Origin of the sequence: Ruminococcus sp. NATIVEDY160 (assembly GCF_045819885.1) — a bacterium.
Taxonomy (GTDB): domain Bacteria; phylum Bacillota; class Clostridia; order Oscillospirales; family Acutalibacteraceae; genus Ruminococcoides.
The window spans coordinates 2,112,998-2,139,143 of sequence record NZ_CP162391.1 but is presented as its reverse complement, the minus strand read 5'-3'; the positions used below and the strand labels follow the sequence as shown (position 1 = coordinate 2,139,143).

The window sequence follows — 26,146 nt, the reverse complement described above, 5'->3', positions numbered from 1 at the left end:
CACTTTCTATAACCCAAAATATTAACCGTGTATAAAGTCCTCAAGCATCTGCTTGCCGTCGGGCGTCATTATTGACTCGGGGTGGAACTGTACCCCGTATACCGCGTACTCATTGTGCTGAACCGCCATTACCTCGCTGTCGGTCGTCCTCGCGGTGATTCTGAGGCAGTCGGGAATCGTGTCCGCGTCAGCCGCGAGAGAGTGATATCTCGCGACGGGCGCTGTTTCGGGACAGTTCTTAAAGAGCGGACATGTATTGTCGAACCGGACGTCGCTCTGCTTTCCGTGCATGAGCTGCTTTGCGTAGGTGACTGTCGCGCCGTATGCCGCGCAGATGGCCTGATGCCCTAGGCAAACGCCGAGAATCGGGATCTCGCCGCCGAGCTGCTTTACAACGTCGATAATAACTCCCGCGTCCTCGGGACGTCCGGGACCCGGCGAGAGAATGATCCTGTCGGGGTTCAGCGCGCGTATTTCCTCAACCGTCAGCTCGTCGTTGCGGATAACCCTGATGTTCGGCTCAAGCTCGCCGACGTACTGGTAGAGGTTGTATGAAAAGCTGTCGTAGTTGTCGATAAGTAATACCATTATTCCACCTCCTGCGCCAGTTCGAGAGCACGTAAGGACGACTTCGCCTTGTTCAGGCACTCTTCAAATTCCTTTTCGGGGTTGGAGTCCGCGACGATACCCGCGCCGCTTCTGACGAATACCTTGCCGTTCTTCTTGTAGGCGATGCGGATAGCGATGCAGGTGTCCATGTTGCCCGTGAAGTCGATGTATCCTATCGCGCCGCCGTAGATGCCGCGCTTATTGTTCTCAAGCTCGCCTATCAGCTGACAGGCTCGGATTTTCGGCGCGCCCGAAAGGGTTCCCGCGGGGAGTACAGCCTCGATTGCGTCAAGCGCGTCCTTGTCGGGACGTATCTCTCCGCGAACGGTCGAGCCGATGTGCATTACGTGTGAGTACCGCTCGATGGAGTGGAGCTTTTCGACCGAAACCGTGCCGAATGTGCTGATTTTTCCGAGGTCATTACGCCCTAAGTCGACGAGCATATTGTGCTCGGCAAGCTCTTTTTCGTCTGCGAGCAGCTCGCGCTCAAGTGCCAGATCTTCCTTCTCTGTCTTGCCGCGCGGTCTTGTGCCCGCGAGAGGGAAGGTGTGGAGAACTCCGTCCTCGAGCTTTACGAGTGTTTCGGGAGAAGCTCCGGCGACCTCGACGTCCGTGCCGGAGAAGTAAAACATATAAGGCGACGGGTTTATTGTCCGCAGCACCCTGTAGGTGTTGAGCAGGCTGCCCTCAAATGTCGCGCTCAAACGGTTCGAGAGCACTATCTGGAAGATGTCTCCCTCGCGGATATGGTTCTTCGCGCGTTCGACCATCGCGCAGTACTCTTCCTTATTGAACAGCGGTGTGACCTCGCCCTTGAGCCTGCCGCTCTTTTCCTGAGACTTTTTGCCGTTCTTGAGCAGGTCGGCGAGCTTCTGCAGCTCTTCTGCGGCTCTGTTGTAGCCGTCGCTGCCGTCCTCAATGCGCATGTTTGCGATAAGAATGATTTTCTGCCGCACGTTGTCAAAGGCGATGACCTTGTCGAAGAGCATGAGGTCAACGTCCTTGAACGCCTCGCTGTCCTCGACCTCGCGCTTTACGCTCGGCTCGCTGTAGCCGAGGTAGTCGTAGGAGAAGTAGCCTACCAAACCGCCTGTGAACGGCGGAAGGTAATCAAAGCGCGGGCTCTTGTATTTCGCCAAAAGCGAGCGGAGATAGTCTGACGGGTTGTCGGTATGCATAACGGTATTGCCTGCCTTCATTTCGCCGTCGATGCAGGTGATTTCCATTTTCGGGTCAAAGCCGAGGAAGGTGTAGCGTCCCCATCGGTCGTTTGCCTGCGCGGATTCGAGCATGTAGCAGTGCGTCGATACAGCCTTGAGTATTCTCATCGCCTCGATCGGGGTGGTGAAGTCCGAGAGCAGCTCGCAGCTCAGCGGCAGTACGTCGTATTTGCCGTTTGCCGCGATTTCCAGTGCTTCGGAAAGCGTGGGTAAGACCTTCATCATAATGACCTCCTAAAAAACAAAAAATCCTTAACAGATACAAGTTCTGTTAAGGACGAATAACAAAATTATCCGCGGTGCCACCTTAATTTCACGGAACGACCCGTGCGCTTAGCGGGATACCTGCATATCCCCGGCAAATTACGTCTGCCTTCAACGTCGCAGAATACTCCGTGCGAAAAACACGTTTGACTGCGCCCTCCGCGGTCCATTTGACAAGCTGTTTCTCACCCGGCTCTCAGCGCCGCGGGCTCTCTGTAGAGGCATAATTGCCGTTATCTCCGCTTCAACGGTTTAGTTTATTAAATTGTTTGAATTATAGCACGGCGGAAGTAAAAAGTCAATAGGTTTTTGATATCTTTTGTAGACAAGCCCGATAGCTTTTGCTATAATATTTTTATTATCGGCAGAGGAGGGTTCATGATGAAACATTACGTTCGCAAACGGAGAGTCAGAATGGTGTTTGTGCTGTTTCTGACGCTTGTCCTGTTCCTCATCTGCGCTGCCTTACCTGCTTTTATCGGTTCATCGGGGAAGGAAGTGAATGTCGAGGTTCCCGCAACAAAAGATGAACCGACTCAGCCCGTAACCACTGTGCCGCCCGTGACGTCAGCCGCGACTGCGGACGAGCCTGCTGCCGACGGACACAAAATCGATATTGAAGCGATGTTTCAGGACGAGCTTGAATCCGGCTGCGAGGTCTACGCCGCGGTGACGCTGCTGCATTACTACGGCTACGAGGCAGACGAGCTTGAATTCGCCGAAAAGTACGTCCCGAAAAGCACGAATTATTCCGACGGCGACGGCTACTACGGCCCCGATCTGAACAGCGCCTTCGCGGGCGAGCCCGAGTTCGGCTACGGAGCATATGCCCCCGTGCTCAAGCGAGCGATAAACGATTATCTCGCAGACAATGATTCCGAAGCCGAAGCGGAGGTCGAGCGCGGTCTGACCCTCGCAGAGCTTTGTGAGCGTTATATCTCGCGCGACAACCCCGTGATGGTCTGGGTCACGACCGATATGGAGCTGCCCGAGAAATTTATTACATGGACGGTGGATTATGTTGACGAGAACGCCACAACCGAAATCGGCGACGAGTTTTCATGGCCGACTACCGAGCACTGCATGCTGCTGACGGGCTACGATGACGAATACTATTATTATGCCGATTCGCTCGAGGGAATTACAGTAAGCTACAATAAAGAACAGTGCGAGCGCGTTTTTAAGGAGCTCGGCTCTCAGGCTGTTGTGCTGAACGCGGCAGATAAAGAGAATTGAACGGAGGTGTGGCAATATGGCGTATTTCGGAAAATTTTATCTTGACAAGGAAAAGGACATCATCGTCGAGCTTGAGCTGACAGACGGCGGTATGAGCTACATTCTGCGCACTCCTAACCACGCGAAGGGCAACCTTATCACTAACCTTGCAAACCTATGCTCGCTGCCGCTGAGTAAAGGTGACGACGGGCTGAAGGTCATACGCGGGGAGGTTCCCTGCTACGTCGACGAGCGCAACCGCGAGGTGTACGTGCTGCGTCTTGCCGACACAAAGGTAGCAAACATCTATCCCGACGGCGAAATCGAGCGAAAGGCGTACATTCCCGCTATTTCAAAAACGCTCATGAGCCAGACGAAGGACTACCGCCTCGACGTGAAGAAAACCCTCGTCAAGACATATATCCGCCGAGAGTATAAATTCCGCACCGACCTTCACACCCACATGAGCGCGAACCTCGACGCGGATTTGCTGATCGCCATCGGCGTGTACCACCAGATCAGATATCCGCTCTATTACATAAAGAAACTAAAGCTCCGCTGTACCGACGGGCAGCGGCAAAGGCTTGAGGAAGCCAGAAGGGAAGCCGTCAAGAGGTTCGAAAACTGCGGACTGAGCGGCAAGTACCTCACCCGGAAAATTGACGACAACACGTTTATAAACTTCGCCGACTTCATTCTCAACAACCTTGAGAATGCGGCGTTCAACATACCGAAAATCCGCGCCTCGCTGACTATCCTCAAGGACGGTCAGGCGGTGTTCACAAATCTCGAGAAGGTATATCTCTACCGCTACGTTTTCACGAAGGGCGTTATCTCGGACGAAAAAATTGAGCTGAAAAACTACCGCGATATCCCCGATGCGGATATCATTTCGGCGATCGGGCAGATGATTCTTGACGACGAAAGCCCGGAGTACAAGGGCTTGTCGCTGTTTCAGAACAAGCTGCTGTGGATCGCGCGCTGTGCCAAGAAGCGCGGAGTGAGCTATCTTGAAATCTCCGACACGAGCCTTGCAAAGCCCGAGGCGGCGGCTCACACCCTCGCACAGGCTCATGATGTTCTGCCTAAGGTTGAGCGCGAAACGGGCGTGACGATAAGATTTCTGGCGGCGCTGCGGCGTATTCCTCTGACTATCGTGCGCGACAAGGCGGGCGCGCTTGAGGACACACAGCGGCAGCTCTGCGTTATCCGCGCCATTGCCGCCGACCCCTACGTCGCGGGCAGCGACATCGTCGGCGAGGAAATCAACGATATCCGCGACCTGCGCGCCGTGATTGAGGAGCTTGTGAAAATCGCATCCGAGCACAGGGAGTTTGTGATACGGATTCACGCGGGCGAGAACGACGGGCTGCGCGACAACGTGGCAAATTCTCTCGAGTGCGTGCGCGAGGCTCTCGCCGAGGGTCAGCCCATGCCGCGCCTGCGTATAGGTCACGGACTTTACACGGCAAATCTCCGTTCCGCAAAGGGCAGACAGCTGATCGATTCGCTGCGCGAAAATCTCGTTGTGCTCGAGTTCCAGCTCACCTCAAACGTGCGGCTGAACAACCTCAGCTCGCTGGAGAACCACCCGATACGCCAGTACCTGCGCGGCGGAGTATTCTGCGTTCAGGGCACCGACGGCGGCGCGCTCTACGGAACCGATTCCATCGACGAACAGCTCGCGCTCGAGCGGCTTCTCGACCTTTCCTACGACGATATGTGCGCGATGAAGCACGCCGAGGAGGTAGTCCGCGAGACGAGCATGCATGATTATTTTGAAAAAACAAAGGCGTTCGATAAGCTGCTTGACGGCGACGACGTTGAAAAGTATCTGAGCGAAAAAATAGCCGAAGCCGTGCCCGAGAAGGCGGCGATCGTGATTGCGCCGCAGAAGCTCGACAGCGCCGAGTGCCTGAGCGGACAGATTCGTGAAATCCCGACGGACAAGGTGCCCGTTGTAGTACTCGGCGGCAGCTTCAACAGCAACCGTCACGCGACCCGCGTAAAGGAGCCGATGCTCGAGCTGCTCAGGGAGCTGACAGACCGCCTTGACCCGGAGCGGTTCTGCTTTGTAATCGGCAACCGCCTGACTGGCTACGAGCGCGAGCTGCTGAATCTCGCAGGACGGTTTGAGGTGTTCGCAATCGTCCCGACGCGTATTACCGGGGCGGAAGCGAGCCGCCTGAAAAAGAGCGGAGTCGGCGTCCGCGTGTCAATCGAGCCTACGCGAATGGGACTGTACAAGAGCTTCGCCTACGAGATATTCAAGCGCAGACCGTCCGTTGTTATCGCTCTCGACGGCAACTCCGCAGGCGCGAACACCATTCAGGAGGCTAAAAACGGCAAGAGAGAAGCGAGAATCTTTGTCAACCGCCGCGCGCGTATCCTCTGCGAAAAGGCGCGCGCCATTCAGGGCTACGTCAGCTTTATCGAGGACAAAAATTCGGCTGAGGCGATTCTCCGCGACGCTCAGCGCGTGTGGGAAAAGATGATATAAAAATAAAGCGCTTTCTTCGGAGAGCGCTTTTGTGCAGTCTGAAAATTGTTCTTGACATTACGGCGTATTATTAATGGGCACCTCTAAAAATATAGAGTTGTGCAGAGGTGCAGATATTTTATAGTATATTATTGTCAAAACGACGAAGTCATACTGACGTATAACAAGGAGTTTTGGCAAGAATATGCTGTGAAAGATTTGTGCCTATGGGCGGCTGGATATTTTTAGAGGTGCCCTAATAAAATTATATTATATATTAGCTGTATTTTGCTAAAATACGGGAGGATTGTTTATGCTGGACTCACAACAGGCGCGCATCGGCAAAAAGAGAAGCTTTCTCATGTTTGTAGGTCTGGTTGCCTGCGGCATTTTGCTCAATATTCTCGGCACAAGGATCAACGGCTGGCTGAACCTGCCGTTCTATCTGGACAATATCGGCACGATTCTCACCGCCCTTGTCGGCGGCTACCTGCCGTGTATCGCGGTGGGCTTCTTTTACAACATCATCGTCGGAATCGGCGACAACATGACGACATACTAATGCTTCATCAGCGTGCTTATCGCGTGGGCGGCGGCGTTCTTTGTGCGGACGGGCTGGCTGACGAAGTTCCCGAAGATGCTCGCCGCCATACTGACCTTTTCCGTTATCGGCGGAATCGGCGGCGGTGTGCTTACGTGGTTCCTCTACGGTCTCAGCTCGGGCGAGGGTGCCGCGGGTATGCTCGCGCAGAACATCATCAGCTTTACGGGCATGAGCCGCTTTTCGGCGGACTTGGCGGCGAACTTCCTGATCGATATTGCCGACAAGGCGATATCCACCTTTGCCGCGCTTCTGCTCTGGAAGCTCCTGCCGAAAAAATTCACCGCCTACTTCGGGATTTTTAAGGAACAAATCGCGTTCCACAGCAGGACTCCCGCCCATGTAAAGCGCAAAAAGCTCTCGCTGCGAGCGAAGGTGCTTTTGCTCGTTGGCATTGCATCTACCCTCGTGGCAGTGTCGGCGATGGTCGTCTGCATTCTGCAGTTCCACAACGCGACCATAAATGAATATATCAACGAGGGTCAGTGCGTCACCTCGATGATGGCGGACAATATCAATCCCGACAGGCTCGACATCTACATAGAAAAGGGGCGAGATGACGAGGAGTACGCCGATATCGAGGATATGCTCTACAGCGTCAACGACTGTGTGCCCGATGTAAAGTACATCTATGTCTACAAAATCACCGAGGACGGCACCACCGTAGTCTTTGACCTCGACACGCCCGATCTGAAGGCTGACGAGCACGGCGAAAGGATAGAGCACAACATCACAATGCAGCAGAAGCTCGGCGACTTTCTTGCGGGCAAAGAGATCGAGCCTGCCATTACAAACGACCAGTACGGCTGGATGCTGACGGTTTACCATCCGATAGGCGAGGGCGATAACCTCTGTTACGCGGCGGCGGATATGTCGATGGATCGTATCCGCGGCGAAGAGGTTTCGTTTCTGACGCGACTTATGTCGCTGTTCCTCGGCTTTCTCTCGCTGATAATGATTTTCGCGATGTGGATTGCCGACCACTTCATCACGATCCAATCAACCGCATTGCCAAGGCCACCAACGAGTTCGCCTACGACAGCGCAAAGGCGCGCGAGGAGAGCATTGAAAGACTGCGCGGGCTTGAAATACGCACAGGTGACGAGATTGAAAACCTCTATACCTCGATTCTAAAATCGTCCTCAGACACCATGGGCTACATCGGCGAGGTTCAGAAGAAGGGCGAACAGATTGCAAAGCTCCAGAACGGTCTGATAATAGTGCTCGCCGACATGGTCGAAAGCCGCGACCAGTGCACCGGCGACCACATTAAAAAGACCGCTGCCTACACTAAAATAATCATGGAACAGATGAAGCGCGAGGGAATTTACGCTGATCAGATGACCGACGAGTTTATCGACGATGTCGTTAATTCCGCGCCGCTTCACGATATCGGAAAAATCCACGTTCCCGACGCGGTGCTCAATAAACCCGGCCGTCTGACCGACGAGGAATTCAGGCAGATTCAGGAGCACACCACCGCGGGCGGAGAAATCATCGACAGGGCAATAGCTTCCGTTTCGGAGGATTCGGGATACCTCAGAGAAGCGCGCAACCTAGCCGTATCCCACCACGAGAAATGGAACGGCAAGGGCTATCCTCTCGGACTGAAGGGCGAGGAGATACCGCTGTCCGCGCGCATTATGGCAGTCGCAGACGTTTTCGACGCCCTCGTTTCGCGCCGCAGCTACAAGGCGCCGTTCCCGATCGAAAAGGCTATAGATATTATCCGCAGCGACGCGGGTACGCACTTTGACGCGAACGTCGTCAAAGCCTTCCTCGACGCCGAGGACGAAATCAGAAAGGTCGCAGAGGAGAACAGCGGCGAATAAAAAATTAACGGAAAGACCTTCGGGTCTTTCCGTTTTTTTAAATCTCCTGCTCGAGCAAGGCGATAAGGCTTTCAACCTCAAACCTGTCGTCCGTATCAAAGGCGGAGTTGAGCGCCTCTGTGTTGTCGTAGGAGTGTTCGACCTCCTTTGAGTAGCGCTGCAAAATCCTCATGCGCGAGTACGGGTAGTCCCTCTCAAAAAACAGTGCGTCGAGCTTGCCTGTGACGAGGTACGCGCAGACAATACGCTTTATCGAGTAGAGCACATCGCCAGAGTTTATCGCCTCGAGGTAGTAGCGGTAGACGTAGTACAGCGCGAACTTTTCAAAGTCAGAAGCGAAGTCATCGCGGATTTTCAGCTTCTGAGCTTTTTCTGCGGTATCACTCAGGGCAGACTTCCACTCTCCGCTCATTATCTCAAAACCAAGGTGCATATCAAAGATAAATCCGCTGCCGCGGCTTTCGGCGCCGCTGAGGTCGAGAGGCTCGGGTTCCTCACCGTCGAGCAGGCTCTGCACCTGAGCGTTGAACTCAAGGCAGTCCGCAAGGCGGTAGGCGAAGGGTTCGCCCTCGTTCAAAAGATAATCGAGAGTTTTCTCGCGCGCCTTTATCAGGAAGCTCATGCAGTCGCCGCTGTCCTCGCTCAAATCCAGCTCGCGCTCGCCGCCGAAGTCGGAGTAGGCTTCTCTTGTATTTTTAAGCATGAACCTCGCCGCCTCGGGACAGGCAAAGGATAGAATGTGCTCGCAAAAGTCGCCGTAGTCCACAGCGACGCGCGGAAAGTTCGCGCAGGTCTGGCTGAGGTGCTCTTCGCCGATTCCGATGTATATGTCGCAGAGCATATCCCTGTTCCAGAACGGGCACCTGCCGTCTGTGCACGGGAAAACGCGCTCGCCGTACTCGTCGGTCACTAGCATAGCCCGCATTTTGTCGCCGAGGGAACCCTGTACGGTCTTGTAAAACTCCTCGGTATCGCTGTCGATGTCGATGTCCCAGTCCTTGCAGCAGCTGTCCTCGCAGAGGTTTGCTATGCACTTGAATTCATGGTAAAAGCTCGGGTAGATTTCCTGCATAATGTCACTCCCTTACGGCAATCATACCACATTTGAGATACAGCTGTCAATTGTCGAAAAAACATGCGAAACACCTTGACACGGGACAGCGATTGTATTATGATTTAGGTGTATTAAATAAACTAATACAAAAATTTCGATTGGTGACATTTTTGAGGGGGAAAGAGAATGTTTCAAATTGATTTTGCGGCGAGGGAACCGATTTACGAGCAGCTGTACAACGGCGTGATAAAGCTCGCGGCGGCAGGAGTGATTCAGCCGGGCGACAAGCTGCCGCCCGTGCGCAGTATCGCGGCGGATCTGGGTATCAACCCGAACACGGCGGCAAAGGCTTACCGCGAGCTCGAAAACGAGGGTTATATCTATTCATCGGTCGGCAGAGGCAGCTTCCTCACCGACAAGCTGTCGGCGGAATCCGCCCAAAAGCTGATGACGCTTGAAGCGTTCCGCAAGGCGGCGAAGGACGCGTTCTCAAACGGAGCGCAAAAGGAAGAGCTGCTCGGTATCATCGAGAAGCTTTATTAAGGGAGGTAATGTTTTGATTGAAATCAAAGGGCTTACCAAACGGTTCGATAAGGTTGTCGCGGTCAACAGCCTGAATCTCTCCGTTCGGGAAGGCACCGTTATGGGCTTGGTCGGCAGCAACGGCAGCGGAAAATCCACCCTGCTGCGTATGCTCGCGGGCGTTTTCAGAGGGGAAGAGGGCAGTATCCTGCTCGACGGCAGGGAGCTTTTCGACAATCCCGAGGCAAAGGGCGAGTGCTTTTTCATTCCCGACTTTCCGTTCTTTTACAACAACAGCACGATCGAGAATACCGCGACGCTCTACCGCGAGCTTTATCCGCACTGGAGCGATGAGGCGTACATGCGCTACTGCTCGGTTTTCCCGATAAACACAAAGAATAAAATCATCAATATGTCGAAGGGCATGCAGCGTCAGGCGGCACTTATCCTCGCGCTGTCGACCTGCCCGCGGTATCTGTTCCTCGACGAGATCTTCGACGGGCTTGACCCCGTTGTGCGCCATCTGCTCAAGCGCATTCTGATTGAGCACGTCGCAGAGCACCGGATGACCGTTATCATCGCCTCGCACAACCTGCGCGAGCTGGAGGACTTGTGCGACCGCATCTGCCTTATGCACCGCGGTTCGGTGCTAATGGAGCGCGATATCGACTCGCTGCGGCTTGAGTTCCGCAAGGTTCAGGTCGCCTTCCGCGAGGTTCCGAACGTGCCTAATCTCTTTGAGGGTATCAACGCTATCAGCATATGGCGCAACGGAAATGTATTCAACGTAACGATCAGGGGAACGGAGGAGGAGTTTATGCCGAGGCTCAATGCTTTGCAGCCCGCGTATATCTCAGCCATGCCGCTGACCCTTGAGGAAATATTTATAAGTGAAATGGGGGCTGCGGGCTATGACACAAACAGTATCCTCTAAGAGCAGATTAAGGCAGTGCCTGACGACCTTCAAGTGGGAGCTGCGCAACTGCTCGGGCGCGCTGCTGGTTTTCGCGATCCTGGCAGGCGTGTTCACTACGGTGATATTCACTATCTGCCTTGTCGTGGGCTTTTCCGAGGCGACGGATTCATGGAGCACGGCGAATGCCGCAAGCATCGACTACGACGCGGTCAAAACCGCCGTCAAGGTTTTCCAGATTATCGCGTCATATGTGGTATTCTTCCTCAATGCGGTTTTCACGATTATCTACACCATACGTATTTACTCATATCTGCACAACAAGCGCAAGGCTGATATGTACGGCGCGCTTCCGATAAGCAGGCGCACGTTCTATGTCGCAAAGACCGTTTCGGCGTACATCTTCTCGCTCGTGCCGACGATGTTCTTCCTGTCAGTGATCGCGCTGATTTCTGTCTGCTTCGGTCAGCCGCTCGTCAACGAGGTCACGAGCCTCTATCTCAACCTGCTGCTCGGCTCAATCGCCTGCGTTTCGTTCTACGGATTGCTCGCGGTCTGCTGCGGCACCACCGTGAACAGCGTTATCGCTTTCATCGCGATAAACTTCGCCTACGTCGTCGCGGCTATGTTCATAAAGGGCACGGTGATGTCCTTCCTGCACGGAATGCCGCTGATGATTTACGAGAACAGCTTCATCATGAAGGCGCTCAATCCGCTTTCGGCTTACAGCGGCGGAAATATCATCTACTGGATTATCTTCACGGCGGCGTGTCTTGCGCTCGGTATCTTCCTTGTGAAGAAAAGACGTGCGGAATGTGCCCAGACCTCGTTTGCCTACTGGCTGCCTGCCTACATGGTCAAGGTGCTCGTCGCCTTTGACTTCGGAATGTTCCTCGGCAGCATCTTCGGCGCTCTCGGCGTGTTCTTCATTCCGTTAGCGGGCTTCATGTTTGGCTTTGTGCTCGGCAGCGTTCCTGCCTACGTTATCACACATATGATTCTCTACCGCGGGGTAAACAAGCTCATCAAAACCGCGATTCCTCTCGGCGGTCTGGTCGTTCTCACGGCAGGCGTGATGTTTGTGCTCAGCTTTGATATAACGGGCTACAACCGCTTCGTCCCCGTAACGGAGAATATCAAGAGCGCGGGCGTAATAGACCTTGAGGACTGCTATTTTACGGGCAAGCTCAACGCCGTGCAGCTCGGAAATCTCGCCGCCGACGACTATACCGACGCCGATGATATCCGCAGCATCACATATTTCCACCACGGCATTGTCGGCAGGCTCGACAGCACGAGCTACAACCCATATGCGGATATCTGGGCGAACATGTTTTTGAGCGGCTTCTCGTCCTCGCTCTACAACAAGGGATATGTGGTGTCCTACAAGCTGAACAACGGCTTTACCGTAACCAGATGCTACTACGAGCAGTACGGAACGTTCAGCGATTTCACCATTGACGAAACGAATATTAACGACCTGCTCGATGACGAGGAATACTTCCTGCGCTACAGCAGCATAATGAACGCGAAATATGACGAGATCAACTCCCTGTCTGTTTCCGACGATGACAACGATTGGGGCAGTTACTACTTGTACTCGCCTCTCACCATTCAGGAGGACGAATACAATCCTTCTGCCAGGGCTGATATCGAGAAGGTGATGGAGGCTTACCGAAAGGACTTTGCCGAACACGGCGAGGTTGAGCCGAAGGATGCAGTAGTTTGCATAAATATCAGGTACCGAAAGAATGACAACCTTGAAGGAAACTCCTTCCTCGGCGAGATGCTCAGCCTTATGACTCACGGCGATTCCGACGGCGACAGGGGCTATGTAAGCGAGGATTACACCCGGACCCTGAAGGCAATGCGCGAGATCGGCGTGCTCGACAAGGACAACAAGCTGAACAAAACCAGCTGGTACTATCAAAACCCATACAGATGAGTGAAAGGCGCGGCTTATGCCGCGCTTTTTTCGTTTTATCTACCTTCAACCTTGACAAAACCGCCGTAAAATGCGATAATAATACGGTATGCAAACAAATATATTTAAGGAGCGATTTTATGGCTAAGGAGATGGCAAAATCCTATAAGCCCTCTGAATTTGAGGACAAAATTTACGACTTCTGGCTCAAGGGAAATTATTTCCACACAGAAGCGGATCCCGATAAAAAACCGTATACTATTGTTATGCCGCCGCCCAACATCACGGGTCAGCTGCACATCGGCCACGCGCTTGACGAAACACTGCAGGATATCCTTATCCGCTACAAGCGTATGTCAGGCTATGCCGCTTTGTGGGTACCCGGTACCGACCACGCGTCTATCGCTACAGAGGCGAAAATCGTTGAGGCTATGCGCAAGGAGGGCGTTTCCAAGGACGACCTCGGACGCGAGAAGTTCCTCGAGCGCGCGTGGGAGTGGAAGCGCGAGTACGGCGGCAGAATCACAAGACAGCTGCGCAAATTAGGCGTAAGCTGCGACTGGGAGCGCGAGCGTTTCACAATGGACGACGGCTGCTCCGAGGCGGTACGCGAGGTTTTCGTCAAGCTCTATGAGGACGGCAAAATCTACCGCGGCAACCGCATGGTAAACTGGTGTCCGCACTGCAACACCTCTATCTCCGACGCAGAGGTCGAGTATGAGGAACAGCAGGGTCACTTCTGGCACATTCTCTATCCCGTAAAGGAAACGGGCGAGATGCTCGAAATCGCCACGACCCGTCCCGAGACAATGCTCGGCGACACCGCCGTTGCAATTAACAGCGAGGACGAGCGTTACAAGCACCTCCACGGCTGCCACGTTATCCTTCCGCTGCTCAACAAGGAGATTCCGATTGTCTGCGACGAGCACGCAGATATGGAAAAAGGTACGGGCGTTGTTAAGATTACACCTGCCCACGATCCCAACGACTACGAGGTAGGTCAGCGCTGTAGCCTGCCTATCGTACGCGTATTCACCTACGACGGCCACATGACAGGCAAGGCTGACGTTGAGGCATATGAAGAGCTCAAGGCAAAGGGCAGACTCGCCGAGAACGAGCCGGAGGTCATCGACTGCGGCAAGTACGCAGGCATGACCACCGCCGAAGCGAGAGAAGCCGTTCTCGCCGACCTCACCGACCTCGGTCTGCTCAAGCAGGTCAAGCCACACACCCACGACGTAGGCACCTGCTACCGCTGCCACACCACCATCGAGCCGATGGTTTCAAAGCAGTGGTTCGTACGCATGGAGCCGCTCGCAAAGCCCGCTATCAAGGCTGTACGCGAGGGCGAGACTAAGTTCATACCCGAGCGCTTTGAGAAGGTTTACTTCCATTGGATGGAGAACATCAAGGACTGGTGCATTTCCCGTCAGCTCTGGTGGGGTCACAGGATCCCTGCCTACTACTGCGAGGACTGCGGCGACGTCACCGTCGCTAAGGACGCTCCGGATTGCTGCTGCCACTGCGGCGGTACTCACCTTACTCAGGACGAGGATACCCTCGATACATGGTTCAGTTCAGCTCTCTGGCCGTTCTCGACCCTCGGCTGGCCTGAGAATACCGAAGACCTCAAATATTTCTACCCGACCAGCACTTTGGTCACGGGCTACGATATCATCTTCTTCTGGGTCGCGAGAATGATTTTCTCTGCGATCGAGCAGACAGGCAAGGCTCCGTTCGACACCGTATTTATCCACGGTATCGTCCGCGACGAGCAGGGCAGAAAGATGAGCAAATCCCTCGGCAACGGCGTTGACCCGCTCGAGGTCATCGAGAAGTACGGCGCTGACGCGCTGCGCTTCCTCCTCGTTACCGGCAACTCCCCGGGTAACGATATTCGCTACTCCGAGAAGCGCATCGAGGCATGCTCCGGTTTTGCGAACAAGCTCTGGAACGCCTCACGCTATGTTCACATGAATATCGACGACCATGACGTTAAGAACGAACTGCCCTCAGTCCTCACCACCGAGGACAAGTGGATTCTCTCCACCCTCAACTCAGTGGCTAAGGAGGTCAATGAGAACCTTGGCAAGTTCGAGCTGGGTATCGCGGTTCAGAAGGTTTACGAGTTCATCTGGGACTGCTACTGCGACTGGTACATCGAGCTTACAAAGGCGCGCTTGCAGAGCGACGGCGAGGACGCTCAGAACGCCCGTCAGGTGCTGCTCTACGTGCTCGATCAGATCCTCAGACTTCTCCACCCATTCATGCCATACATCACCGAGGAGATCTGGCAGACGATTCCTCACGAGGGCGAGACCGTAATGCTCTGCGCTTACCCGACCTTCAAGCCCGAGCTTGACTTCCCCGAGGCGGCTCAGGAGATGCAGCGCATAATGAACGCTATCCGCGCTATCCGCAACCGCAGAAATGAGATGAACGTTCCGCCCTCACGCAAGGCGAAAATCTACGTTGCGACCAAGTTCCCCAATACCTTTGAGGACGGTCAGGCGTTCTTCGTCAAGCTCGCGTCCGCAAGCGGCGTAGAGGTAGGCGACAGCTTCGACATCGACGGAGCGGTAACTATCGTCACTCCCGACGCGAAGGTTTACATTCCCATGGACGAGCTTGTTGACAAGGAAGCCGAGCTTAAGCGCCTCAACAAGGAGCTTGAGCAGCTCAAAAAACGCCTTGCCCAGTCTGAGGGAAAGCTCAATAACCAGGGCTTTATCTCGAAGGCTCCCGCGGCGGTAGTCGAGAACGTCAGAAAGCAGGCTGAAAAGGAGAGAGAGCAGATTTCTCTTATCACAGCCGCGATCGACGCGCTTAAATAATTGAATATTTAAAGGGACAGATTCGCTCTGTCCCTTAATTTTTTTAAAAACCGATTGACAAACGGATTTTCTTGTGCTATACTCAAATTAACAAATGAACATATATTCATATGAACAAATATTGAGGTGATAATATGGGCAACCGTGAAATTCCCGATCTGGATATGCTCTTTGAGCTTGCGGACTTGTTTAAGGTTTTCGGCGACTCAACTCGCCTGCGCATTATGTACGCGATTTCCGACGAGGAGCTGAGTGTTCTCAGCATCGCGGAAACTCTCGGAATGGAGCAGAGCACTATCTCGCATCAGCTCCGCGTTCTGCGCAATAACAAGCTCGTCCGCGCGCGCCGCGAGGGTAAGCAGATATACTACACCCTTGACGACGACCACGTCAAGAAAATCATTGAGATGGGTATTGACCACCTGATGGAGTAGAGCTATGAAATACACATTGATTCTGGAAAATCTCAACTGCGCCCACTGCGCCGGTAAGATCGAGCAGGCTATCGCGGAAACTGACGGCTATGAAAAGGTCAGCTTCAACTTCGCGACAAAGGAGCTGCGGTTTGAGAGTGAAAAAAAGAACCCTGCCGCCGAAATTCAACAAATCTGCGACAGTATTGAGGACGGCGTGACCGTAAAGGAAACCGCAGTCAAAGAAAAAAAGAAGCTTAAAACCGAGCATGTGCTGCTGATCATCGCGCTTGCTTTGGGCGTTGCTGCGCTTGTTTTCCACCTTGCCGTGCATAACGAATTCGCGGATATCGCCGTGTTTGCACTCAGCCTTTCGGCTACGGTTCTCGCGGGCTGGAAGGTGTTTGTCAAGGGCTTTAAGAACCTCATAAAGTTCAGAATAGAGGAGACCGTGCTGATGTCGGTCGCGGTGATCGCGGCGTTCATCCTCGGCGAGTATGTCGAGGGTGCGATGGTGACGCTGCTGTTTACCGTCGGTGAGCTGATTGAGGACTTCGCGGTCGACGCGTCGCGCCGCGATATTGAGAAGCTCAGTCAGATACGCCCCGACACCGCTATCATCATTCACCACGGCCACGAGGAAGAGGTCGCTGCAGAGAGCGTTGCGGCAGGCGAGATAATTGTAATCAAGCCGCACGCGCGCATTCCGATTGACGGCGTTGTCGTTGAAGGCAGCTCGACGGTGGACAATGCCGCTCTGACGGGCGAGAGCATTCCCGTTGCCGTCGCGGTGAACGACGAGGTACTAAGCGGCGGAATAAACGGCGACAGCCTGCTCAAAATCCGAACCACAAAGGCGTTCGGCGAAAGCACTGCCGCGCGGATTTTGCAGATGGTCGAGGACGCGGCTGCTCAGAAGGGCAAAAGCGAAAAACTGATTTCGCGGTTTGCCGCCGTTTACACACCGATAATGGTCGGTCTGGCTGTGCTGATCGCAGTTGTGCCGCCGCTCATCGGATTAGGCACCTTCAGTAAGTGGATATACAACGCGCTTGTCGTGCTCGTAGCTTCATGTCCGTGTGCGATTGTGATTTCGGTGCCGCTCGCGTACTTCTCGGGCATCGGCGCGGCTTCAAGACAGGGCGTGCTGATCAAGGGCGGTAAGTATCTCGAGGCTCTTGCGACGGCGAAGAACTTCGTTTTTGACAAGACAGGCACACTCACTACGGGCAAGCTGAGAGTAGCCAAAACGGTTTCTCTTTCTGATTATTCGGAGGACGAGATACTCAGCCTTGCGGCGGCGGTGGAGGAATATTCCTCTCACCCGATTGCGCGCGCGATTTGCCGCGAAGCGAATGCCGCGGATATTACTCTGAGCAATTTCAGCGAGACCGCAGGCAGGGGAACCTCGGCTCAGTACGAGGGCAGCATGCTCTGCTGCGGCAGCTATAGCGGCGAAGTGCCGTCAAATGCGGCTGATTGCAACGTCTTTCTCACTCTCGGCGGCGAGCTTATCGGCGCGGTAAAGGTTGCCGACACCGTCCGTGACGAGAGCGCGGAGGTTATCTCTCAGCTGAAATCACTCGGCGCTCAGAACACCGTCATGCTCACGGGCGACAGCGAAGCTGCCGCGAAGTCTGTTGCGGCTGAGGTCGGCGTTGATTCGTGCAGGGCAAGATTACTCCCTGCGGATAAGCTCAGCGCGGTGAAGTCGCTCGACGGCGGTGTATGCTTTGTCGGCGACGGTATCAACGACGCGCCTGTACTTACAGCGAGCGACTGCGGTGTGGCGATGGGTCTGGGCAGCGAGGCAGCGATTGAGGCGGCTGACGCTGTGCTTTCCTCAGGTACTCTCCATGCGCTTCCGAAGGCGGTCAGAACCGCGCGCAGGACGATGCGCACTATCCGCACAAATATCATATTTGCACTCGCGGTAAAGGCGGCGGTCATTGTTCTGGCATGTTTCGGTTTGGCGGCAATCTGGATGTCCGTTGTCGCGGATACGGGCGTCTGCGTAATCTGCGTGCTCTACACGGCGCGGCTCTTGAAAATACGGAAATAAAAAAAGTGAGCCCAAAAAGCTCACTTTTTCTTTTTATACGCTTGTTTGAACGGTACTACAGTGCCGTCCTTCTCCTCAACGGAAACGTTGTCGAGTGTCGCGCTGAACTGCTGTCGGATCTCGCCGAGATAGATTTTGTAGAGCTTTTTCTGCTCCGCCTGTTCCTCAGCTGTCAGACCGACGGTCTTTTTCTTTTTGGCAAGCTCGTTTATGCGCTGCAGTAAATTCTGTTCCATATGTCACCTAAAATTATAGGGCGGACAAGCTGCCCGCCCCATATAATTGTAAATTAGTTGTTGATGAGCTTATCCTCGTCAGACCAGCTGTAGAGCTTTCTTACCTCGGTACCGATCTTCTCGGCGGGAGCCTCGGCAGCGAGCTTTCTCATAGCGCGGAAGTGAGCCTGACCGCCTGCGGGAGACATGTCGAGGAGGAACTCCTTGGCAAAGGAACCGTCCTGAATGTCGGAGAGAACCTTCTTCATAGCCTTCTTGGTGTCCTCGGTGATGATCTTGGGACCTGTTACATAGTCGCCGTACTCAGCGGTGTTGGAGATGGAGTATCTCATGCCGGCAAAGCCTGACTGATAGATGAGGTCAACAATGAGCTTCATCTCGTGGATGCACTCGAAGTAAGCGTTTCTGGGATCGTAGCCTGCCTCGCAGAGAGTCTCAAAGCCTGCCTGCATAAGAGCGCAAACGCCGCCGCAGAGAACAGCCTGCTCACCGAAGAGGTCGGTCTCGGTTTCGGTTCTGAAGGTGGTCTCGAGAACGCCTGCTCTTGCGCCGCCGATACCGAGAGCGTAAGCAAGTGCGAGATCCTTAGCCTGACCTGTAGCGTCCTGAGCAACAGCTACGAGACAGGGAACACCCTTGCCTACCTGATACTCGGAACGTACGGTGTGACCCGGACCCTTGGGCGCGATCATGGTAACGTCAACGTCAGCGGGAGGTACGATCTGACCGAAGTGAATGGAGAAGCCGTGAGCGAACATGAGCATGTTGCCTGCCTCGAGGTTGGGCTCGATGTCCTTCTTGTACATAGCCGCCTGCTTCTCGTCATTAATAAGAATCATGATGATGTCAGCCTTCTTGGCAGCCTCGGCAGCGGTGAATACCTCAAAGCCCTGAGCCTCAGCCTTTGCCCATGACTTACTGCCCTCGTAAAGACCGATGATTACGTTGCAGCCGCTCTCCTTGAGGTTGAGCGCGTGAGCGTGACCTTGGCTGCCGTAGCCGATAATGGCGATAGTCTTGCCGTCGAGAAGGGCAAGATTGCAGTCGGACTGATAATAAATCGGTGCTTTCATGTTTTCTTTGTAGTCTTTCATTTTGAATTTCCTCCTTACCGCATATGCGGCGTGTTTATAATAATTTATAGATTGGAAGCGATTATACGGATACAGCCGCGTTTCCTCTGTCGATCGCGATGGTGCCCGTGCGGACGATTTCGCGGATTCCGTAGGGTCTGAGCATATCGATCAGGGTCTTGACTCTCGCCGAGGTTTCGCAGTATTCTACGGTCACGCAGCTCGGCGCCGCGTCGACGATTTTCGCCTGCATGATTTCGGCTGTCTTGATGATCTCCGCACGCTTTGATGCGGCGCAGTGAACCTTGATCAGAATCAGCTCGCGGCTGATGAACTCGCCTTCGTTCAGGCGTTTGACCTTGATGACGGGTATCACCTTGTTGAGCTGCTTTTCGAGCTGCTCGACAACGTACTCGTCGCCGTTCGCGACGATGGTGATACGCGAAACGCTCGGGTCATTTGTTACGCCTACCGCGAGGGAGTCTATATTAAAACCGCGGCGGGAGAAGAGTCCCGAAATCTTCGAGAGAACGCCTGCCTGGTTTTCAACGAGAATTGATAGTGTATACTGCATACTGTCACCTCATTAAATGGACGGAGTGTCGGGGTATACGTTGCAGACGAGGATAAACGGCTTGTCAGACTTAACCATACCCTTGATGATTTCCTCGGCTTCCTCGTTGGAATTTGCCTCGGCGTGGTCAATGCCGTATGCCTCGGCGATTTTGAGGAAATCGGGATCGCCCTTGAGAATTGTCGCGCTGTGGCGGCAGTCGTAGTTTTTGTCCTGAAGCTCGCGCACCATGCCCAGACGGTGGTTGCGCATGATGATGATCTTGATCGCAAGGTCGTTGCCCGCAATCGTCGCAAGCTCGTTCATGCTCATCTGGAAGCTGCCGTCGCCGCAGACGACAACAACGTCGCGGTTGGGCCTTGCGAGCTTCGCGCCTACAGCGGCGGGGATAGAATAGCCCATGGTGCCCATGCCGCCCGTCGTGAGGAAGCGTCCCTCGCGGATACGGAAGTTGTTGGCGCACCATATCTGGTTCTGTCCGACGTCGGCGACGAGGATCGCCTTTGAGCGGAGCATCGCGCTGAGGTGAGCGACGAGAGTTCTCGGCTCAACATAGCCCTCAAATACGGGAGGCACGCGAAGGAAGTCCTTTTTCCACGTCTTGACGGTCTCCTGCCACTGGTTGGGAACCTTGTAGTCGCCTATGCTTTCAATGAGCATATTCATTACGTTTTTCATATCGCCTACAATCGGAATCTCGGTCTTTACGTTCTTGCCGATTTCGGCGGGGTCGATGTCGATGTGAATGACGGTGGTGTTCTCGCTCATCTGGTGAGGAGCGGCAACGGCTCTGTCGCCGAGTCGTGCTCCGCAGACGATGACAAGATCCGCGTCGTGAAGCGCGCGGTTGGCAACCGTCTTGCCGTGGGTGCCGAGCATACCGAGGTACAGCTCGTGCTCGCTGGGCATAACGCCGATGCCCATCATGGTCGAGATAACGGGAATTCCCGTCATGTCGGCGAACGCCTGGAACTTGGGCTTTACGCCCGAGAGAAGCACTCCTCCGCCCGAAACGATCAGCGGACGGCGGCTCTTTTTGATAGCCTCAACCGCGCGCTTTACCTGAATCGCGTGACCCTTGGTGTTCGGCTTGTAGCCGATGATGTTCACACTTTCGGGATAGACGAATTCCTCGATCTCGTTTTCCTGTATGTCCATCGGAATGTCGATGAGCACGGGGCCTTTTCTGCCCGTTGAGGCGATATGGAAGGCCTCCTTGAATACTCTCGGCAAATCCTCTGTTTTTTTGACTATGTAGCTGTGCTTTACAAACGGCTCGCACGCGCCTGTGATATCCGCCTCCTGGAAAACATCTCTGCCCAGAAGGTCGCTGCGTACCTGACCCGTGATCGCGACAAGCGGGATCGAGTCGGTATAGGCTGTGGCGATACCCGTAATCAGGTTGGTAGCGCCCGGACCCGAGGTCGCGACGCATACGCCCGGAATACCGCTCGCACTGCAGCGCGCGTAACCGCTCGCCATGTGCGCGGCGTTCTGTTCCTGACGGACAAGGATATGCTTGATGGTAGTGGAATCATAAATTTTGTCGTAGAAAGGACAAATGGTCGCACCCGGATAACCAAAGACGACTTTCACGCCCTCAGCTTCCAAACACTTAACCATAATTTCAGCTCCGCTGATCATTGTGTTATGCCTCCTTATCCGTAAACTTCACGATTAAATTATATTATACTACAATTTATGCGGCTTGTAAAGAGTTTTTCACGACTTCCGGACACTCTCCGACGGGTCAACGTAAACCGTGCGGTTGTTGACGTATATCACCATGCCGGGTTTAGCGCCGGATGGCTTGCTGACGTGCTTGACAAGAGTGTAGTCGACGGGCACGTTCGAGCTTGTGCGCGCCTTGCTGTGGTACGCCGCGAGCCGCGCCGCCTCGATGATCGCCGTGTCGCTGACCTGTCTGCCTTCGGCGGAAATAATCACGTGCGAGCCGTGGATCTCCTTTGTGTGGAGCCAGATATCGGTCTTTGCGGCTGTCTTGAGTGTGAGAAGGTCATTCTGACGGTTGTTCCTGCCGACGTAGATTTTAAATCCGTCAGACGACTCAAAGCTCAGCGGCGGCAAAGCGCTCTGTTTTAGCTGACGACCCTTCGGCGCGCGAAGATATCCCTGTTCCGTAAGCTCCTCGCGTATCTGGGACAGCTCGCGCTCGGTTTCGGCGCGCGATACCTCGTCGAGCACCGAGTCGAGGTACTCAAGCTCCGACTCGCCCTTTTTGAGCTGGTCGGTAAGGAAGCTCTCGGCGTTCTTCGCCTTCTGATAGTCCTTGTAGTATTTCTGGGCGTTCGCCGCGGGCGAGATCGCGGGGTTGAGCTTTATCCGCAGCGTGCCGCCGTTTTCGTCGTAGTAATTCTCAACGTTCGCGAAGGACGCTCCGCGCTCAATGCGGTATAGGTTAGCCTGCAGCAAATCTCCGCAGATACGCAGCTGTTCTCTGTCCGCGCACTGACTAAGCTCGGTGTGCTGCTTCTGCAGCTTGCGCGCAGTGCGGTCGCGAAGGTTTTGCAGCAGCTTGGTAAGGCTGTGAGTCTTGACGCGCATTCTGCCCTGACGGTCGCGCTCGTCGTAGAAATTATCGATCAACGAGTTGAAGCTCTGAGAGTTTTCCGTCCTCATGAAGCCGCCGTACTGGGTGATCGGCAGAAACGATATGTCCATCGGCTTGCCGTCCTCGCGGTAGACCGTGCACGGTGTGCCAGAGCAGTTCTCAACAAGCGCTTTAAGACTGCCGATTTCCGTTAATAATTTGTCGTACAAGACTCCCTCGAGTCTGTTCGTCGCGCCCTCACAGACGCGGTACTCAACCTCACGCCCGATAATCGGAGATATGCCCTGCACCGACGAGAGAACCGCCTTTGAAAGCGGCATTTCGGCAGGCAGAGAGCAGATGCGCTCCGCGATTTGTGATGGCTCCGAGGTAAGGATATTGAACTTGTCCTGAGCCTCGGGCAGCTCGTATTTTATATTCGGGAGAATAAGTCTTTTGCTGCTGACGGTCAGGTCGACGCGCTTGAGAGCGTCGGTAATCACTCCCGTTTCGCGGTTGAGTACGATGATATTGCTGTACATGCCCATAATCTCGCAGGCGACTGTCAGCGGCACCTGCTCGCCGAGCTCGTTTATACAGTCAAAGTCGAGGAAGAGCACGCGGTCGCACTCGAGCTGACGTACAGCGGTGAGCTTTCCGCCGCCGAGACGCTTGCGCAGAAGCATGCATAACATCGGCGGCTGAGTGGGGTTTTCGGGCGCGTGTTCGGTGAAACTCACACGCGGCGAATTAGCCCTTGCCGATAGCAGGAGCTTTTTGCTGCCCGAATAACCTCGCAGGACGAGAACAAGCTCGTCGCGGTTGGGCTGGTAAATCTGGTTTACGCGCGAGCCGAGAATTTCGTTTTCTATTTCATGCTTTATATGCCGTAAAAAAATGCCGTCTAACGCCATGTTTCCTCCGATTATTTGTGGTATTTTCCGTTCGTGCTTATCTCAAACGCGCGGTAGATCTGCTCTGTGAGTATCATTCGCGCCATTGTATGGGGGAATGTCATGCGGCTCATCGAAAGGCGCATATCCGCCCTGATTTTGACCTTATCGCTCAGTCCGTAGCTGCCGCCGATGACAAAGCTCACCGTGCTTTTACCCGAGAGCGCGAGACTGTCGAGCGTCTTTGAAAGCTCCTCGCTCGAGGTCAGCTTGCCCTCGATGCAGAGAGCGACGACGTAGTCCGACGGGCTGATTTTTTTGAGAATGCTCCTGCCCTCGGCGAGCAGTACCTCGGAAATCTGCGATTGGTTTGGGATGTTGTCCCTGATTTTTTCCTCCGCAAGCTCGACAATTGTGAACTTGCAGAACGCGCCTAGGCGTTTTGTGTACTCGGCGATCGCGTCCGAGAAGTATTTTTCCTTGATTTTTCCGATACAGATGATGTTGATTTTCAGCATTAAAATATCACGCTCTTTACCGTCGGCGCGCTCGGTGCGACGTCGAGGGTGTAGTCATTTTTGTATTTCATTCCCGCTCGTCCAAGCTCCGCCACAGAGGTGCGAAGCGCAATCTGGGGAGTGTTGTTCATCTCGCTGAGGTGCCCGAGAATCAGCCGCAGAGTGCCGTTTCTCACGAGCTGCGAAAGCTCTGTGGCGCAGGCGTCGTTTGAGAGGTGCCCTATGTCCGAGAGAATGCGCTTTTTGAGCACATAGGTGTACGGTCCCGTGCGAAGCATATCGATATCGTGGTTCGATTCGAGCACCACGAGCTGACAGTCCGTCAGCGCCGAACGTATCTGTTCGGTGACGTGACCGATGTCGGTGGCGATCATCGCGGTTTTGCCGTCGGGCGTGGTCACACGATAGCAGCAGCTCTCAGCCGCGTCGTGCGGTGTGTCAACGCGCTGAATCCTCATGCCGCCGAGGGCGATTTCGTTTCGGATAACGAGCGTTTTGGCGTTGGGAGCGAGCCTGTCGCGCTCGGCAAGGGCGTTCAGGGTGCCTTCGCTCGCGTATATGGGCAGGCTGTGCTTCTTTGCGAGCACCTTCAGCGCCGAGCAGTGGTCAATGTGCTCGTGAGTGACAAAAACCGCGCCGACAGACTTCATACTCAGTCCGTTCGCTTCCATAGCAAGCTCGATCTGCTTGCAGTTTCTGCCCGCATCGATCAGCACGCCTTCGGCGGCGGTGCCTATGTAGTAACAGTTTCCCTTGCTTCCGCTGAAAAGCGGTACTATCCGCGCCATAATCTCATTCCTTCCTTAGTGTGAAATAAATAATATCACATTTTTTACTCCGCCGCAAGTGTCAGGTTCCGCACAGCGCAAAAAAAGGTCTGACATATCGTCAAACCTTTCTGTTTACGGTAATAATATGAGCTTAAGCGCGAAGCTCCTGCTCGTTGTCGCCTGTGTAATATACCTTCTTGATATCCGCGCCGAGAGCTCTGAACTTCTCGACAACGTCCTCGTAGCCTCTCTCGATGTACTGAATGCTCGAGATTTCGGTTGTGCCCTTGATCTGAAGAGCCGCTACGATCATCGCTGCACCTGCTCTGAGGTCGGTCGCGCTGACGGGAGCCGCGGTGAGCGGTGTGCCGCCCTCGATGATGGCGAGTCTGCCCTCAACCGAGATGTGAGCGCCCATGCGGATAAGCTCGCTGATATACTGGTATCTGTTGTCCCAGACATTCTCGTTTACGATGCTGGTTCCCGGTACGCTCATGAGCAGAGCCGTGAACTGCGGCTGGCAGTCGGTGGGGAAGCCGGGGTGAGGCATGGTCTTGATGTTGACTCTCTTGAGCGGCTTGACGGTCGCGTCAAAGATGATAGCCTCGTCGTATTCGGTGATCTTTACGCCCATTTCGCGGAACTTCGCGGAGATGGACTCAAGATGCTTGGGAGTGATGTTGTTGATAGTGATGCGTCCGCGTGTCGCAGCGGCAGCGCACATATAGGTACCCGCCTCGATCTGGTCGGGAATAATCGAATAGGTGATGCCGTGCATACAGGAAACGCCGCGGATCTTGATAACGTCGGTACCTGCGCCTCTTACGTCAGCTCCCATGGAGTTGAGGAAGTTAGCGAGGTCAACGATATGCGGTTCCTTTGCCGCGTTTTCGATGACGGTCAGACCCTTCGCGCGGCTCGCGGCGAGCATGATGTTCATGGTCGCGCCGACGGATACCACGTCGAGGTAAATGTGTGTTCCGACAAGACCCTCTTCTTCGGCGCAGGTCGCTTCGATGATAGCGCCGTCGACAAGTCTTGTTTCAGCGCCGAGAGCCTCAAAGCCCTTGAGGTGCTGGTCGATCGGGCGGACGCCGAAGTTGCAGCCGCCGGGCAGGGCAACCTTTGCCTTGCCGTATTTGCCGAGCAGAGCGCCGAGCAGGTAGTAAGATGCTCTCATGCCTCTTACCAAGTCTGTGGTCGCCGAGCTTGAGTGGATATGGGTGGGGTCGATGTAGAGGGTGCTTCTGTTGATTCTCTTGACCTTCGCGCCCATCTGCTGCAAGATCTTGCTGATGAGGGTAACGTCGCTGATGTTGGGAATATTTTCAATCTGGCAGGGCTCGTCACAGAGAATGACCGCGGGAATAATCGCGACCGCCGCGTTTTTCGCGCCGCTGATATTCACTTCTCCGAATAAGGGCTTACCGCCGTTAACAACAAACTTTTCCAATTGTTGACACTCCAATTCTTTCCGAGAGATTTAGTCTGCAACAATGTTATATGCTATATATGGTATGAAACCGCCTGAAAAACGGTACTAAACCACAAAATATATTACATTTTGGTTAAAAGATACCAGATATTGT

Annotated in this window: 22 protein-coding genes; 11 read left to right on the top strand and 11 right to left on the bottom strand. The window is 54.2% G+C overall.

Annotated features, from left to right (window positions below):
* Nucleotides 1-21: 21 nt before the first annotated feature.
* Both AB1I49_RS10525 and trpE read right to left on the bottom strand, forming a co-directional pair.
* The gene (locus tag AB1I49_RS10525; protein WP_407720947.1) at nucleotides 22-588 is read right to left on the bottom strand and encodes an anthranilate synthase component II; all 567 of its coding nucleotides are present in this window, start codon (nucleotides 586-588) and stop codon (nucleotides 22-24) included.
* Entirely contained in the window at nucleotides 588-2,051 is a 1,464-nt protein-coding gene (gene trpE / locus AB1I49_RS10520; protein ID WP_407721681.1) for an anthranilate synthase component I, read from the bottom strand. The genes AB1I49_RS10525 and trpE overlap by 1 nt, the downstream gene beginning before the upstream one ends.
* A 423-nt stretch (nucleotides 2,052-2,474) precedes the next feature.
* On the opposite strand from trpE, the gene AB1I49_RS10515 reads away from it, so the two are divergent.
* From AB1I49_RS10515 to AB1I49_RS10495, 5 genes are all read left to right on the top strand, one after another.
* A complete protein-coding gene (locus AB1I49_RS10515; RefSeq protein ID WP_186834109.1) occupies nucleotides 2,475-3,329 on the top strand; it encodes a C39 family peptidase in 855 nt (284 codons plus the stop codon).
* Nucleotides 3,330-3,345: 16 nt separating this feature from the next.
* Nucleotides 3,346-5,808 (top strand): adenosine deaminase, encoded by a 2,463-nt coding sequence (locus AB1I49_RS10510; protein ID WP_407720946.1) that lies wholly within the window; start codon nucleotides 3,346-3,348, stop codon nucleotides 5,806-5,808.
* A 292-nt stretch (nucleotides 5,809-6,100) separates the two neighbouring features.
* Nucleotides 6,101-6,349, top strand: a complete 249-nt coding sequence (locus AB1I49_RS10505; protein WP_407720945.1) for a hypothetical protein — start codon at nucleotides 6,101-6,103, stop codon at nucleotides 6,347-6,349.
* Between the two features lie 12 nt (nucleotides 6,350-6,361).
* Nucleotides 6,362-7,522, top strand: a complete 1,161-nt coding sequence (locus AB1I49_RS10500; RefSeq protein ID WP_407720944.1) for a hypothetical protein — start codon at nucleotides 6,362-6,364, stop codon at nucleotides 7,520-7,522.
* Between the two features lie 17 nt (nucleotides 7,523-7,539).
* Nucleotides 7,540-8,220 carry an HD-GYP domain-containing protein gene (locus tag AB1I49_RS10495; RefSeq protein ID WP_407721679.1) on the top strand — a complete coding sequence of 227 codons (681 nt, stop codon included), beginning with the start codon at nucleotides 7,540-7,542 and terminating at the stop codon, nucleotides 8,218-8,220.
* 37 nt (nucleotides 8,221-8,257) lie between these two features.
* Here AB1I49_RS10495 and fliB read toward each other — a convergent pair whose 3' ends face one another.
* Nucleotides 8,258-9,292: a flagellin lysine-N-methylase gene (gene fliB / locus AB1I49_RS10490; RefSeq protein WP_316610855.1), complete on the bottom strand. Its 1,035-nt coding sequence runs from the start codon at nucleotides 9,290-9,292 to the stop codon at nucleotides 8,258-8,260.
* Nucleotides 9,293-9,460: 168 nt separating this feature from the next.
* Here fliB and AB1I49_RS10485 point away from each other — a divergent pair, with 168 nt between their 5' ends.
* The 6 genes from AB1I49_RS10485 to AB1I49_RS10460 all read left to right on the top strand — a co-directional run bounded on the left by AB1I49_RS10485 (nucleotide 9,461) and on the right by AB1I49_RS10460 (nucleotide 17,942).
* The gene (locus AB1I49_RS10485; protein ID WP_316612730.1) at nucleotides 9,461-9,817 is read left to right on the top strand and encodes a GntR family transcriptional regulator; all 357 of its coding nucleotides are present in this window, start codon (nucleotides 9,461-9,463) and stop codon (nucleotides 9,815-9,817) included.
* A gap of 13 nt (nucleotides 9,818-9,830) precedes the next feature.
* Nucleotides 9,831-10,730, top strand: a complete 900-nt coding sequence (locus AB1I49_RS10480) for an ABC transporter ATP-binding protein (RefSeq protein WP_316610853.1) — start codon at nucleotides 9,831-9,833, stop codon at nucleotides 10,728-10,730.
* Nucleotides 10,708-12,654, top strand: a complete 1,947-nt coding sequence (locus tag AB1I49_RS10475) for an ABC-2 transporter permease family protein (RefSeq protein WP_407720943.1) — start codon at nucleotides 10,708-10,710, stop codon at nucleotides 12,652-12,654. Before AB1I49_RS10480 ends, AB1I49_RS10475 begins: the two co-directional genes overlap by 23 nt.
* A gap of 119 nt (nucleotides 12,655-12,773) precedes the next feature.
* On the top strand, nucleotides 12,774-15,467 hold the full coding sequence (locus tag AB1I49_RS10470) for a valine--tRNA ligase (protein WP_407720942.1): 2,694 nt from the start codon (nucleotides 12,774-12,776) through the stop codon (nucleotides 15,465-15,467).
* Nucleotides 15,468-15,601: 134 nt separating this feature from the next.
* On the top strand, nucleotides 15,602-15,901 hold the full coding sequence (locus tag AB1I49_RS10465) for an ArsR/SmtB family transcription factor (protein ID WP_316617252.1): 300 nt from the start codon (nucleotides 15,602-15,604) through the stop codon (nucleotides 15,899-15,901).
* Between the two features lie 4 nt (nucleotides 15,902-15,905).
* A complete protein-coding gene (locus AB1I49_RS10460) occupies nucleotides 15,906-17,942 on the top strand; it encodes a heavy metal translocating P-type ATPase (protein ID WP_407720941.1) in 2,037 nt (678 codons plus the stop codon).
* Nucleotides 17,943-17,962: 20 nt separating this feature from the next.
* Here AB1I49_RS10460 and AB1I49_RS10455 read toward each other — a convergent pair whose 3' ends face one another.
* The 8 genes from AB1I49_RS10455 to AB1I49_RS10420 form a co-directional block, all read right to left on the bottom strand.
* Nucleotides 17,963-18,178 carry a DUF896 domain-containing protein gene (locus AB1I49_RS10455; protein ID WP_316610555.1) on the bottom strand — a complete coding sequence of 72 codons (216 nt, stop codon included), beginning with the start codon at nucleotides 18,176-18,178 and terminating at the stop codon, nucleotides 17,963-17,965.
* Between the two features lie 53 nt (nucleotides 18,179-18,231).
* Nucleotides 18,232-19,272, bottom strand: a complete 1,041-nt coding sequence (gene ilvC, locus AB1I49_RS10450) for a ketol-acid reductoisomerase (RefSeq protein WP_330057460.1) — start codon at nucleotides 19,270-19,272, stop codon at nucleotides 18,232-18,234.
* A gap of 61 nt (nucleotides 19,273-19,333) precedes the next feature.
* On the bottom strand, nucleotides 19,334-19,825 hold the full coding sequence (gene ilvN, locus AB1I49_RS10445) for an acetolactate synthase small subunit (RefSeq protein WP_186833716.1): 492 nt from the start codon (nucleotides 19,823-19,825) through the stop codon (nucleotides 19,334-19,336).
* 12 nt (nucleotides 19,826-19,837) lie between these two features.
* Nucleotides 19,838-21,469 carry a biosynthetic-type acetolactate synthase large subunit gene (gene ilvB / locus AB1I49_RS10440; RefSeq protein WP_186833715.1) on the bottom strand — a complete coding sequence of 544 codons (1,632 nt, stop codon included), beginning with the start codon at nucleotides 21,467-21,469 and terminating at the stop codon, nucleotides 19,838-19,840.
* Between the two features lie 78 nt (nucleotides 21,470-21,547).
* The gene (locus AB1I49_RS10435) at nucleotides 21,548-23,290 is read right to left on the bottom strand and encodes an Rqc2 family fibronectin-binding protein (protein WP_407720940.1); all 1,743 of its coding nucleotides are present in this window, start codon (nucleotides 23,288-23,290) and stop codon (nucleotides 21,548-21,550) included.
* A gap of 11 nt (nucleotides 23,291-23,301) precedes the next feature.
* Nucleotides 23,302-23,787 (bottom strand): 23S rRNA (pseudouridine(1915)-N(3))-methyltransferase RlmH, encoded by a 486-nt coding sequence (rlmH, locus tag AB1I49_RS10430; RefSeq protein WP_316611812.1) that lies wholly within the window; start codon nucleotides 23,785-23,787, stop codon nucleotides 23,302-23,304.
* Nucleotides 23,787-24,575: an MBL fold metallo-hydrolase gene (locus AB1I49_RS10425; protein WP_186833967.1), complete on the bottom strand. Its 789-nt coding sequence runs from the start codon at nucleotides 24,573-24,575 to the stop codon at nucleotides 23,787-23,789. The genes rlmH and AB1I49_RS10425 overlap by 1 nt, the downstream gene beginning before the upstream one ends.
* A 133-nt stretch (nucleotides 24,576-24,708) precedes the next feature.
* Nucleotides 24,709-26,010, bottom strand: coding sequence for a UDP-N-acetylglucosamine 1-carboxyvinyltransferase (locus AB1I49_RS10420; protein WP_186833968.1), 1,302 nt, complete (start codon nucleotides 26,008-26,010; stop codon nucleotides 24,709-24,711).
* Nucleotides 26,011-26,146: the final 136 nt, after the last annotated feature.

Excerpts from the sequence above, each read along its gene's own strand:
- AB1I49_RS10485 (WP_316612730.1), top strand. The coding sequence starts at position 9,461 with ATGTTTCAAATTGATTTTGCGGCGAGGGAACCGATTTACGAGCAGCTG.
- AB1I49_RS10465 (WP_316617252.1), top strand. The coding sequence starts at position 15,602 with ATGGGCAACCGTGAAATTCCCGATCTGGATATGCTCTTTGAGCTTGCG.
- fliB (WP_316610855.1), bottom strand. The coding sequence starts at position 9,292 with ATGCAGGAAATCTACCCGAGCTTTTACCATGAATTCAAGTGCATAGCA.
- AB1I49_RS10495 (WP_407721679.1), top strand. The coding sequence starts at position 7,540 with ATGGGCTACATCGGCGAGGTTCAGAAGAAGGGCGAACAGATTGCAAAG.
- AB1I49_RS10525 (WP_407720947.1), bottom strand. The coding sequence starts at position 588 with ATGGTATTACTTATCGACAACTACGACAGCTTTTCATACAACCTCTAC.
- ilvN (WP_186833716.1), bottom strand. The coding sequence starts at position 19,825 with ATGCAGTATACACTATCAATTCTCGTTGAAAACCAGGCAGGCGTTCTC.
- AB1I49_RS10505 (WP_407720945.1), top strand. The coding sequence starts at position 6,101 with ATGCTGGACTCACAACAGGCGCGCATCGGCAAAAAGAGAAGCTTTCTC.
- AB1I49_RS10515 (WP_186834109.1), top strand. The coding sequence starts at position 2,475 with ATGAAACATTACGTTCGCAAACGGAGAGTCAGAATGGTGTTTGTGCTG.
- AB1I49_RS10425 (WP_186833967.1), bottom strand. The coding sequence starts at position 24,575 with ATGGCGCGGATAGTACCGCTTTTCAGCGGAAGCAAGGGAAACTGTTAC.
- AB1I49_RS10475 (WP_407720943.1), top strand. The coding sequence starts at position 10,708 with ATGACACAAACAGTATCCTCTAAGAGCAGATTAAGGCAGTGCCTGACG.
- trpE (WP_407721681.1), bottom strand. The coding sequence starts at position 2,051 with ATGAAGGTCTTACCCACGCTTTCCGAAGCACTGGAAATCGCGGCAAAC.
- ilvB (WP_186833715.1), bottom strand. The coding sequence starts at position 21,469 with ATGATCAGCGGAGCTGAAATTATGGTTAAGTGTTTGGAAGCTGAGGGC.
- AB1I49_RS10455 (WP_316610555.1), bottom strand. The coding sequence starts at position 18,178 with ATGGAACAGAATTTACTGCAGCGCATAAACGAGCTTGCCAAAAAGAAA.
- AB1I49_RS10460 (WP_407720941.1), top strand. The coding sequence starts at position 15,906 with ATGAAATACACATTGATTCTGGAAAATCTCAACTGCGCCCACTGCGCC.
- AB1I49_RS10470 (WP_407720942.1), top strand. The coding sequence starts at position 12,774 with ATGGCTAAGGAGATGGCAAAATCCTATAAGCCCTCTGAATTTGAGGAC.
- AB1I49_RS10435 (WP_407720940.1), bottom strand. The coding sequence starts at position 23,290 with ATGGCGTTAGACGGCATTTTTTTACGGCATATAAAGCATGAAATAGAA.
- AB1I49_RS10510 (WP_407720946.1), top strand. The coding sequence starts at position 3,346 with ATGGCGTATTTCGGAAAATTTTATCTTGACAAGGAAAAGGACATCATC.
- rlmH (WP_316611812.1), bottom strand. The coding sequence starts at position 23,787 with ATGCTGAAAATCAACATCATCTGTATCGGAAAAATCAAGGAAAAATAC.
- ilvC (WP_330057460.1), bottom strand. The coding sequence starts at position 19,272 with ATGAAAGACTACAAAGAAAACATGAAAGCACCGATTTATTATCAGTCC.